The organism is Vibrio sp., from assembly GCF_050299255.1.
Classification (GTDB): domain Bacteria; phylum Pseudomonadota; class Gammaproteobacteria; order Enterobacterales; family Vibrionaceae; genus Vibrio.
In genome coordinates this window covers 1-11,480 of the sequence record NZ_JBNKVP010000093.1, presented here as the reverse complement: position 1 = coordinate 11,480, position 11,480 = coordinate 1, and the positions used below count along the sequence as shown (strand labels likewise).

The 11,480-nt window shown below is 50.0% G+C and carries 12 protein-coding genes; 9 read left to right on the top strand and 3 right to left on the bottom strand.

Annotated elements, in window-relative coordinates:
* Positions 1 to 1,185: inosine/guanosine kinase (locus ACQY6F_RS16765; RefSeq protein ID WP_428776050.1), on the bottom strand; the 1,185-nt coding region annotated here is incomplete at its 3' end.
* A 218-nt stretch (positions 1,186 to 1,403) separates the two neighbouring features.
* On the opposite strand from ACQY6F_RS16765, the gene ACQY6F_RS16760 reads away from it, so the two are divergent.
* From ACQY6F_RS16760 to ACQY6F_RS16745, 4 genes are all read left to right on the top strand, one after another.
* A complete protein-coding gene (locus ACQY6F_RS16760) occupies positions 1,404 to 1,925 on the top strand; it encodes a superoxide dismutase family protein (RefSeq protein WP_428776048.1) in 522 nt (173 codons plus the stop codon).
* Between the two features lie 270 nt (positions 1,926 to 2,195).
* Positions 2,196 to 4,187, top strand: a complete 1,992-nt coding sequence (locus ACQY6F_RS16755; RefSeq protein ID WP_428776046.1) for a DUF1800 domain-containing protein — start codon at positions 2,196 to 2,198, stop codon at positions 4,185 to 4,187.
* A 12-nt stretch (positions 4,188 to 4,199) separates the two neighbouring features.
* On the top strand, positions 4,200 to 5,795 hold the full coding sequence (locus tag ACQY6F_RS16750) for a DUF1501 domain-containing protein (protein ID WP_428776045.1): 1,596 nt from the start codon (positions 4,200 to 4,202) through the stop codon (positions 5,793 to 5,795).
* Positions 5,796 to 5,920: 125 nt separating this feature from the next.
* The gene (locus tag ACQY6F_RS16745; RefSeq protein WP_428776044.1) at positions 5,921 to 6,238 is read left to right on the top strand and encodes a hypothetical protein; all 318 of its coding nucleotides are present in this window, start codon (positions 5,921 to 5,923) and stop codon (positions 6,236 to 6,238) included.
* 142 nt (positions 6,239 to 6,380) lie between these two features.
* On the opposite strand, the gene ACQY6F_RS16740 is transcribed toward ACQY6F_RS16745, so the two are convergent.
* Positions 6,381 to 6,857: a CreA family protein gene (locus ACQY6F_RS16740; protein ID WP_428776042.1), complete on the bottom strand. Its 477-nt coding sequence runs from the start codon at positions 6,855 to 6,857 to the stop codon at positions 6,381 to 6,383.
* Positions 6,858 to 6,998: 141 nt separating this feature from the next.
* On the opposite strand from ACQY6F_RS16740, the gene ACQY6F_RS16735 reads away from it, so the two are divergent.
* Together ACQY6F_RS16735 and ACQY6F_RS16730 are read left to right on the top strand one after the other, a co-directional pair.
* Positions 6,999 to 7,496, top strand: a complete 498-nt coding sequence (locus ACQY6F_RS16735) for a flavodoxin (protein WP_428776041.1) — start codon at positions 6,999 to 7,001, stop codon at positions 7,494 to 7,496.
* A 153-nt stretch (positions 7,497 to 7,649) separates the two neighbouring features.
* Positions 7,650 to 8,324, top strand: a complete 675-nt coding sequence (locus ACQY6F_RS16730) for an HAD-IA family hydrolase (RefSeq protein WP_428776040.1) — start codon at positions 7,650 to 7,652, stop codon at positions 8,322 to 8,324.
* A 77-nt stretch (positions 8,325 to 8,401) separates the two neighbouring features.
* Here the strand turns inward: ACQY6F_RS16730 and ACQY6F_RS16725 are convergent, their stop codons facing one another.
* Complete coding sequence (locus tag ACQY6F_RS16725; protein WP_428776039.1) at positions 8,402 to 8,614, bottom strand: hypothetical protein; 213 nt, start codon at positions 8,612 to 8,614, stop codon at positions 8,402 to 8,404.
* Positions 8,615 to 8,874: 260 nt separating this feature from the next.
* Here ACQY6F_RS16725 and cutA point away from each other — a divergent pair, with 260 nt between their 5' ends.
* The 3 genes from cutA to ACQY6F_RS16710 form a co-directional block, all read left to right on the top strand.
* Entirely contained in the window at positions 8,875 to 9,198 is a 324-nt protein-coding gene (gene cutA, locus ACQY6F_RS16720) for a divalent-cation tolerance protein CutA (RefSeq protein WP_428776037.1), read from the top strand.
* Between the two features lie 135 nt (positions 9,199 to 9,333).
* A complete protein-coding gene (locus ACQY6F_RS16715; RefSeq protein WP_428776036.1) occupies positions 9,334 to 9,984 on the top strand; it encodes a DNA-J related domain-containing protein in 651 nt (216 codons plus the stop codon).
* A gap of 366 nt (positions 9,985 to 10,350) precedes the next feature.
* Positions 10,351 to 11,480, top strand: a 1,130-nt coding sequence (locus ACQY6F_RS16710; protein ID WP_428776035.1) for a molybdopterin-dependent oxidoreductase, incomplete at its 3' end; no start/stop codon positions are given.

Below are 11,480 nucleotides of genomic sequence, written 5' to 3'. Positions count from 1 at the left end.
CGACAGCGAAGAGTAAGTCAGATATTGCATGTCATGCTTAACAGAATTCGGTACGTTCTGTAGATGATAGCTGTTGGCCGCCATGTCATGCAGCAATGCCGACAGTGCTCCGTCGCCCGCCCCATTGGTATTTTTTATTTCAGCCGGACCGCCCAGGTAGGGCCCGATATGAGAGTATACTTTAACCGCATGATCGCAATCCTGCCTGCGCATCGCCCGGCTAAACTCGAACTGGTTAAATTCGGCGATATTACCTGGCAGCAGCGGCAGTTCAGTGCGTCGCTTAACCGTGTCGTCGGTAATCCCAGCCATGTAAAGGCCGACCGGCCCGGCTGTACACAATACTAAATCGACCCATTCCAGCGCTTTGTCTGCAGCTAACAGTGGATCCTTTTCACCGGTCAGTGCTTCGCCTTCCTCTTCATTCATCGCCAGCACGGTCACGTTTTCTTTCAGGTACTCCTGCCACCACTCGGCATTGCCTTCTATGATCCACTTAGTGCCGAGAGTCAGTACTACCGGCACTTGCTTCTGCTTGGCCAGTTCAATCGCTCTGGCCACGGCTTGGGGCATTGGGTCTTCTGGTTTACCCCGCATCAGGTACGAAGAGACTACCAGCGCGGAAGCTTTATCGAACACCTGCTCAGGAATACTCTCAGGCAGCAGCTGATTCATATGGCCTTCATTAATGGCAAAGGTGCGCTCGCCATCGTCAGTGATCAGTGTGTAGCAGCGACCAATCGGCCCATCGACGCTTTGCAGATGGTTGAGGTTCATACGAGAAGAGGTGCGGCACAGATAGCGATACGCAAACGAGCCAACTTCAATATTTTTCGACATCACGCCAAGCAGCACCGATTTGCTGTCTGCCAGCACGGAATAGTTGTGCAGGGTATTTCCAATCGTGTCACCGGGATGCTGGTGGGTGATCAGTTGCTTGTCGACCAGTTCATGGTACAAGGCATCGGCGTGATGCTGTTCTACGACCAGCGAGTGACCTTTACTGAGTTGATATTTTTCCAGAAAAGCGTCGTCTACTCTCGCTTCTATATCCACTATCGTCTGGCCAACACCAACCACGATTGGCCGGTAGAGAGACTGAGTTTGCTGAATCTGATTGACCAGTGGATCGCGGGCGTGGGTAGGGAAGTAATGCTTGGATTTGCGCTGTCCGGGAAATTTCATTTTTGGCGTGCGGGTTGTCAAAATTATGCTGGATAATATCACAGGTTTCATTTTATGTTGCATTGATATTACACATATAAGTGATCCCTATCAGGAAAGCTGATGATTTTGTCTGACCTTTCAGCAGTTGTCTCTGAGGTGTCGTTCTGATGCAGAGAATTGCAACTGGGCCAAGCTATGCTATTAGTTTAATGGACATCGAAACTAAGGATAATCCCATGATCACTAAACTACTGGTTGCCAGCGTACTCGTCGTCTCGGCTTCTGCGAGTGCGGACGATATAACTATTAATATGAAAGATCTAAGTTCTGGTAAGTCTGTTGGCGTAATTACAGCACAACAGACTGAATACGGCGTGGTATTTTCTCCCACCATCACAGGCTTGGCGGAAAACATGCAAGGGTTACATGGATTTCATGTCCATCAAAACCCGTCCTGTGAACCGGTGGAAAAAAACGGCAAAACGGTATTAGGTGGTGGCGCTGGTGGTCACTATGACCCGGAAAATACAGGTAAACACGGCTATCCTTGGACCAACAGTAATCATTTGGGTGACCTTCCTGCGTTATACGTTGACAGCCATGGGGATGCGATGCAGCCAGTATTAGCGCCCAGGTTGAAACAGGCTGACCTTTCCGGAAGAGCACTTATGGTTCATATGGGCGGTGACAACCATTCCGACCACCCAAATGCTCTGGGCGGCGGTGGTGCCCGAGTGCTCTGTGGTGTGATTAAATAGTGCCAAATATCCCGCCAGGCTGACTCATCGTTCAATCAGAGTCAGCCTACTGGCGGCCATTCCCTGCGTCCAATCTCGAATGTTCAGTTAACGTGCTATATGCACTATCCGTCTGGTTTATCTGCTTGACGGCTCACACACTTTGTAAATCGATACTGAGCGTATTCAACGGAATATCGACTTACCCTATAAAATACAGTAAACCTAATTGATATTATTGATAGTAATTGTTATCAAAGAGTTAGAATAATTCTGACAGGGTATGATGCAATGAATCGTCGTATGGTATTGCGGTTGATTGGTACCGGTTCAGCAGTGTTGCTTGCCGGTTGTGGTGGGGGAGAATCTGACTCAGGTAGCGTCGGTAGCGTGGACGACGTTGGTGCATACCCCGATCCAACCAGAGAAGAAGCCTTTCTCTTTTTACAGCAAAGTAGTTTTGGGCCGACTCCGGCACTGGTGAGCGCTGTACAGAGTAAAGGAATCGAAGGCTGGATAGATGAACAAATTAGCCAGCCATCAGCGTACTATGGTGCAGACAGCGAATCTGCTACCACCAATTTTGCATCGCAAGTGACCAAGGGCGTGATGGCGATGGCCGAACAGGCTGAACCAAGTAAGCAGCGCTGGATGAAGCAGTTCCATATGGACGACAAACCACAAACCTGGAATCGTACCGGTGACTGGCTGATGCCGAACTATATGGCCAGTGTGATGCTGGGAGAAGCGTTAAACAGCAAGGAGCAGTTACGTTTACGTGTGGCTAATGCACTTAGCCAGATTGTGGTGACTTCAATTTCTGCTGAACCGCTCGACCGCCGCGCAGAGGCACTAAGCGCTTATTACGATATGCTGGCGGCCAACGCTTTTGGCAACTATCGTGATTTAATGTCTGATGTTGCCCGCAGCCCGGCTATGGGAGTTTACCTGTCTCATCAGGGCAATAAAAAATACGATGCGGCAACTCAAACTCACCCGGATGAGAATTTTGCCCGCGAGCTATTACAACTGTTCACGATAGGTCTGTACCAGCTGAATCTGGACGGTACGGTCATAACCAGCAATGATCTGCCGCTGCCAGCATACACCCAGCGGGATGTGGAAGAGTTGGCAAAAGTGATGACCGGCTGGGATCTGTACAACAATAATCTCTATGGCGAAAGCCGTTATTTCCAGGGAGATTATTCGCAACCCATGGAGGTGAATCATGCCAGCGGCGGAAGCGGTGCCGGCAGCGATGATTTTCATGAATATGGTCCCAAAAATTTGTTGGGCCAAACCATCGCCTCGGGTCTGTCGGTCGAAGAGGATCTGGAAGCGGCCCTGGATATAATCTTTAGTCAGGCAAACGTTGCGCCATTTATTGCCAAAAATCTTATTCTGCGCCTGGTGAAGTCCAATCCGACACCAGCCTATGTTGCCCGTGTCGCCAGCGTGTTCAATGACAATGGTGATGGCATCAAAGGGGACATGAGTGCCGTGCTGAAAGCCGTTCTGCTTGATCAGGAAGCTCGCACCTCCTCGACCCAGATGCGTAAAGCCAAAGAGCCGTACCTCGCCTTTACTCAGTATCTGCGTAACTTCAATGCTCAACCGCTTCCCGGTTGGCAGTCCCACGAGGGCATCGATATGAGCGGTTATTTTTGGCTAAACCGCTTCTCCGCTGCGTTACCTCCGCTGCCGATGTTCAGTCCTTCGGTATTTAACTTCTATCAGAACGATTTTCATCCAGTAAACAACGCGTTTGCCCCCGCTGAAGTTGCGCCTGAATTGCAGCTCTATGACGAAAGTCTAATCACCAACCAATGGCGGCTGTTTTACAACACCATACCGGAGCGCAATGTCGTCGTTCAGCAATACGGCAGTATTGAAAAGTTTGTCGACAATCAGAGAGGCGGCAATTATCACATAGGGATGCCGACCACCGCTCTGGTGGATTACAGTGAGGAGCTGCAACTGTTGGAGCAGGCGATCGACGGGGACAGCGATGGAGATTTCCGGATGTTGCGATCCGCCCAAATGGATGCCAATGGTTACACGCCATTACAATCAGGCCTCGAGGCATTGATCGAACATCTGGACGGCAAACTGTTTGGTGGCGACCTACCCGAAAGTTACAAACAGAATTTAATGGAGGAACTGCCTCAGGCGGGGGTGGTGGTATGGGCCAACTACAACACTGAACGTAAAGCCGCGATTGAACTGGTGCAAACCACCGTGATGACGCTGGTCACCTCGAAATATTATAACGCGCAGTACTAGGAGCCGGTTGACATGAAAAGCAGAGCACAGGACGCCAGTCGTCGACGTTTTATCAAATCCATTGCCGGTGCCAGCGCCTATACTGCACTGGGTTTACCGGCACTCACTTTTTCCAGCCGCAGTCATGCGGGCTTACCGGATCAGTCCAGCTACAAGGCGGTCATTGTGTTACAGCTGGATGGGGGCAACGATGCCATCAATATGTGTGTGCCGACCGGTGATGAAACAGCAGTCGGTGTAGGCAAAGGCTACAGCACCTATCATAGTGTGCGCGGCACACTGGCGGTGTCGGCCAATCCTATCACCAATGATCTGAGGGCGTTTTTGGCGGGCGGAAACAGCGGGAACTCAAACCCGTATTATGCACTGGATAAAAGTGGTGCGGTCTCGACAGAAGCAGCCTACTTAAAAGGTTATTACCAGACCGGCGACCAGTTTGGCTTTAATGCCGTCTGTCCTGAGCTGGCTAAGCTGTATCAGGATGGCCAACTGGCGGTAACGATGAACATCGGCAATCTGGTAGAGCCCACCAGTAAAGCAGATTTAATCAATCAGACAGTCGCAGAGCCGCCTTTCCTGTTTGCCCACAATCACCAAATTCGGGCCAATCAAACCGGTCAGGCCGACAAATTAAACGCTCTCGGATGGTGTGGCCGGTTAAGTGACATCTGGCGCAACGGCTACAGTGGCGGCATTAATGGTGGCAGTGCGCTAAGTATGAACATTTCACTGGCAGGTAACAGCCGCCTGTTTGCTGCCGCTAATAAACAGGCGCTCAGTATTGGCTCACCGGACAGTATGATCATGGCCGATCTGAATGCCAGCCATACCGGTGCAGGTAATCGCCGGGGCGGGTTGTACCAGGCATTTATGGATGCGGCGACAGGAGATAAGTTTCATGACGCCATCGCAGAGGTGCAGCGCAGCGCGTTAGACATCTCGCAAAAGATGACCGACTATCGCGGTCAGCCCACATCGTTCGCTTCTGTCACCGACCACTATGGTGTGAAACTGTTTACTGCTCCAACCAAGCAGGCGCTCGGATTTAACGACGAACTTCACGGCCATTTGCTACGACAACTCAATCATGTTGCGGTGATGATTGAACGCAGTATCGACTTGGGGATGAAGCGACAAATCTACACCATTCGCATGGGCGGATGGGATCAGCATGCGTCGCAAACCAAAGAACATGCCCGAAATCTGCGAGAGCTGAGCCTGGGTATGTGGCATTTACGCCAGGCGCTGGAAACGATGGGCATCGCCGATCAGGTCTGCCTGCTGACCATGTCCGACTTTGGCCGGACCATGAGCAATAACGGCGATGGTACCGACCACGGTTGGGGCAGCCACGCGCTGGTGATGGGCGCAGCCGTAAACGGCGGACAGGTATTGGGCGAGCAGCCTGATATGCGCTTGGGCAGTGAAGACGACTATAGCGACAAAGGCCGATTAATTCCCCGGTTAGCCTATGAACAAAGCCACGCCGCCGTGTTGCAGTGGTTTGGTGTGGAAGCAGCCGATATGGCGACGGTTTTCCCTAACCTGAGTAATTTTGCTGCTACACCGGGTGATATTACTTCGGCGTACCTGAACTTGTTTTCTTAACCCTGAACGCCGGTGAACGGGTACAGGGTAGGGTTACCGACATGAAATTACTGACCGAGAGATAGCATTGCCCTTACACTGAGATCAGGGTCATGTTTTATCCTTGATGATTTACGAGGCTGTCTATGCGTACTCTCTGTCTGCTCTCTTGTCTGCTTATGCTGACCACGCCAGCTTTCGCGTTAGAAGGCCGTGATTATACTTTTGACCGGAACGTTGAAGCGAACGTCGGCGACAATGGCAATACCAGTATCTACATTTCCGGGCAAGGGCGGACCCAGGTGTTTATCCACGATGCCGTTATGCCGTCAGGTCGCTCGCGGATCTGTGAAACCGAAATCGAGCGCTGTTTCGAAGTGCGTTGGCATGATGAGCTTTGGCAGGACGACTGGGAAATCGACGATGATGAATGGGAACAGGAAGATGATGCCGAGCTGTACTAGCCGGTGGCTTTAGCTGGCCAGCGATAGAATTTCGTAGCCAACCCATCATTGCGGGTAACACGCGTTGGAAAAGGAGCGTGTTAGCTCAGTAAAAAAGCCTTGCTCAACATCGTAAATAGGTTAAAGCAAGGCTCTGTCTGCATTACTGTGCCGTTTTTGGCGCCGGTTCCACCCAGGCTTTGGTTCCCCAGAGCGGAACGGTCGACAGACTATGCTTAAAGCTGCCGGACGTTTCTTTAGTCGAGTAGGACAGGTACATCAGAGTTTGATTGTCTGCATCCAGAATGCGGCGGATCTTCATTGTTTTGAAAAAGATACTTTTTGATTTTTTGAAAACCACTTCCCCGGAAGGAGACTTATCGATCTGAGCAATCATCTCAGGGGTAATTTCACCGGTCTGGCGACAAGCAATGGAGCTGTCACTTGGGTCAGCCAGGCTTAAATCCGCTTCCACTGATGCCACATGGCAGGTCACTCCAGTGACAATAGGATCTGTTAAGTTATTAATTTTTATATCTTTCAGAGTAAAAAGACCCAGGCTGACATCTCCGACTTCGCTACTGTCGCAGCCAGCGAGTGCAGCTGTCATCAGGGTCGCCAACGCAATTTTTCTTATCATATCTTGTGCCTCTGTAAGTGGTTGAACTAATCATAACAGCTTGCACAGACAAAAAAACACCGGGGAAATAATTACTTGTCGTTGGGTGCTGCACTGGCTATGCTTCGCTTGGCTTACAAGTTGTTAACGATAGGAAAGGATATGTCATCACCCATGCCCCAAATTGCCGAACTGAAAAACCAGTGGATGAGGCAGCATATTGACGTTGAATTTCCGACTCCTGAGAGCCTGCTCGGCTACGAACTGTATCAGCAGCGTAGCTCCAACGCTGACTATCAACCCTTGCAACGGTCCGATTCGACCCAGCGTTTCCCCGATGAAGAGATCTACAAAGTTGACTTCCATCGCCTGACGGTAATGTTTGCCCTGTTGCAGGCCAGCATGTGGCCGGAGCCACGGCAACAGCAGCTTATGGTGGAATTCCTTAGCCAGATCATCTACTCCGAACCCTGTGAGCTCTATCTCGGGTTTCAGGGCGGAGAGGCGGTCCTGGCAGCGATCGTCACCAAGGACCAGGATCAGGCACTGATCTCTGATATCGCAGCCAAGATTGAGGCAAAGGATTTGCAACCCGGATTTATCGCTTCGTTGGCAGATAGATTACACGATAATGAAATCATCTGGTTGGAACATATTTAAGACAGATTTGTCACTGATTGGACCGGGATTAGTGACCATTACGGTATTTTTGCGATTCCAACTTTGGAATAGATTCAAACTGTTACCTTGATCAGCACCAATAGCCGCATATTGTTTACACTTCGCCAAACAAGCACTTAACAGGTTGGGGCGATGGACGGGCAAAAGATACGCTGCGTAATATTTGATTGTGACGGCACTCTGGTAGACAGCGAATCACTATGCTGTCAGGCCCTGGTAGCGGTGTTTAATCGCTTTGGTGCACATCTTGGTTTTGAAGATGCTCTGTCTCACTTTGAGGGAGGCAAACTGGCCGATATTCTTGTCGCGACCAGTGAAAGGTTGGGCGTAGACGTATCATTAGATATTCTCGAACCGCTCTATCGCGCCGAACTTCAACTGCTGTTCGAACAACATTTAAAACCTATGCCTGGAGCCAGACAACTACTGGATACCCTGGACAGACAGTCGGTTGAATACTGTGTTGCATCAAATGGCCCGCTGGAGAAAGTGGAGCAGTCACTGGCGATAACCGGATTATTACCCAAATTTCAGGGTAAAATTTTCTCTGCTTTTGATACCAATGCCTGGAAACCTGAACCTGATCTGGTTCGTTACAGTGTGATGAGTATGGGCTTTTCCCTGAATGAATGCCTGTATGTTGACGATACGCCGAAAGGCGTTGAGGCGGGATTGCGGGCAGGGATCAAAACCATACAGCTGTTAGGTCCTTATGCCCGGCCATGTGGCAAAGAGGTCATTGCGATTCATAAATTAAGTGAAGTGGCGAATTATCTGGGGCGTTACTGTCCTTCCACCGCACATTAGAGGTTAAGCAGCGCAAGCCTGGATTGGCTGTTAAACCAGGCTTGTTTACTCACACAGGTAATGCATGCAGGCGCTAACTACTGGACGTTAACTGGCGTAGTGTGGATAAACGTGCTTGGCGTCAGACTGTGTACTTTGTGCAAACAGGCTTCCATCTGCTGCAAATTGTCGAGAAAAGAACCACACCGAGCGCACAACATTTTGTCGCCCTGCTCAGAAATCAAAAATTCATCACTTTCACACAGCGGACAGCAGAGTGGGAACTCGGTAGTTGGTAGGGTTTGGTTCATGGTCACCTCAGCAAGCAAGTCGTATTGTTATTATCATTAGTATGTTAAGTATCTCATCGCTCACTGCCAGACGATGAGGCCAGCCACTGAATTGAGTTGGCTGCTGATTGCTAGTTTAGCCCATGGCATGGTGTGGCTATTATTTGTCCAGAAAAGTTGAGAAGCAATTCATATAAATAACTTTGTCATCTAGCTGTTTGTGCAATTATTGTCGCATTAATAACAGCCGACTGGCCCGGCTCGATCTTCAAGGGAACAGAATGAACCAACAGTATTGTGTGGTGCTGACCACAGTAAATAACCCGGATGTCCAGCAAGCCATCATTGATGAGCTGCTGAAAAACCAGCTGGCAGCTTGTATTCAGGCGGTGCCGATACAGAGTCATTACGTCTGGCAGGATGAAGTCTGCGCGGATCAGGAAACCTTATTAATCATTAAAACCCGTCCAACGTGTTACCAACAGCTGGAGCAGTTGATCGTCCGTTTACATAACTATGACACGCCGCAAGTGCTACAGCTGCCAGTCAGCGACGGATTTGACCCATACCTGCAATGGTTAAAATTGAACACAAGGTGCCAGTAGCTGGCTGAAATATAGTTAATGAGCCGGTGGTTTTGCAGTGAAGATCACCAAGCGGTAATTTGCTTGGTGTTCTGGCTCGACAAACGGACTTGCGTGCCGTTCAATGTCATAACTGCCTGATGAATTGACGCTGCTATGGAACGGAATCAAAATTTAGCTCAACATTTTCATATGGAGATGGAAAATCCGTTACTGTGGCCGATCCTGGAATTACTCCGCAAGCACCCTTCAGGCTGGAAAGTCCACACCCTGGCCAGCGAGTTAACTGAACAGGGTTACATTCATCCACTGGACGACTCGCCAGAAAAAGACTTATTCAAACGTAACTTTCTGATCATGAACGCGCTGTACCAACTGCAGGAAACCTTGTTCCCTAAGCAGTGGCTGCAGGTAGAAGCGATGAATCTGATTTTACTCCCTTGCTATCCCTCGGCCGGACGTCAGATAGACTCGCAGGATCCACTACGAGATTACTATACCGACTGGAGCAACTATGAAGCAGAAGAGGGCGAAGTGAAGCGGCTGTTGAACCAATTCTGGACCCGTTATCAACAGCATGTCGGCGATAAAGATAGCGACAGCCGTGAAAGCCGCATTGTGCACAACCTGGACAGAGCCAAGGCGTTGCGGTTATTTAATTTACCTTATGATGCGACCGCCACGGAAATTCGTAAACAGTGGCGCAAACTGGCGCTTAAATGGCATCCTGATCGCGACAATGGTGATGCCGCGCAATTTCGAGTGCTGTGTGAAGCCTGGAATATACTGCGAACTAGTGATAGTTAAGTACTAGATCGCTTCCTTTCGTTATTGACCACCGTTGATTTTATTTCCTTCCCTTTCCCAATCTGCCACCTGCCTTATCAGGTAGTGAGGTTGGTTGAGCTTGCACCAGACAGATCGAAATATCCTCACCATAATGGTGCAGCTAGCTGGTTTCATTGTTGCAGTTATAATTAACCTATTGAATTTAAATAGAATAAAAATCTGGCGTTAAACTTGCTGGTATCACTGTAGTTTACCGAGCACGAGTGCTTAGAGAGACGTTAAGCTGGCTGAATTAGCGAGCGGGATAACAACACTGGACGTATTTTGGCAAAGAAGCTTCGCCCTGACGGGTGAGGCTTCTTTGCGTTTTAAAAGGGAACGATTATGACACGAGCAGCTATCCACTCTACTTGTCCTTATTGCGGTGTAGGTTGTGGCGTTTGCATAGAGCAGGGCCCATCGATTGCGAGTTGCCACATTCGCGGTGACAATGACCATCCAGCTAATCAGGGCGCGTTGTGTGTCAAAGGCTCAGCACTGAAAGAGAGCCTGGCGATGCCCAGCAGACTGCTGTACCCCAAGATCAATGGCGCGGAGACCGATTGGGACAAGGCCATCGACCACATTCAACAAAAAATGGCACAGGCCATTGCAGAGCACGGGCCGGATTCGGTGGCCATGTATGTCTCTGGTCAGTTGCTGACGGAAGATTACTATGTCGCCAACAAACTGATGAAAGGGGTAGTGGGTAGCGCCAATATCGATACCAACTCCCGTTTATGCATGTCTTCGGCGGTGGCGGCGCACAGCCGGGCGTTCGGCGAAGATGTGGTCCCGGTCGACTATAGCGATATCGACAAAACTGACCTGATCGTAATCTGCGGGGCCAATACCGCCTGGACCCACCCAGTGGTGTTTCGCCGTATTCAGCAGGCCCGTGAACGTAATCCAAAGCTGAAGCTGGTGGTGATCGATCCACGACGAACCGTCACTGCAGAACAGGCCGACTTGCATATTCAGTTACCTAACGACGCTGACGTGGCGCTGTTTAACGGCCTGATGCATTACTGTCTGTCTCACAATGCCCATGACAAAACCTATATTGACCAGCACACGGAAGGTTTTACTGAACTGCAGCAAGCGGTGCTGCAAGCGCAGTATGGCCTTGAGTCCTTATCTCATCAATTTGGTATCGAATGTAGTACATTACGTACGTTCTTCCAGTGGTTCGCCCACAGTGACAGCGCTGTTACCCTGTTTTGTCAGGGAGTCAATCAGTCTGAAGCAGGGGTTGATAAAGGCAATGCCATCATAAATGCGCACTTGCTGACGGGCAAAATTGGCAAGCCGGGTAGCGGCCCATTTTCAATCACCGGTCAGCCCAATGCCATGGGCGGACGCGAAGTCGGTGGTCTGGCTAACCAGTTGGCCGTTCACCGCGGTTTCGATTCCCAGTCGATCAGCCTGGTGCAAGAGTTCTGGCATAGTGATCGGGTGGCAACTAAGCCGGGCCT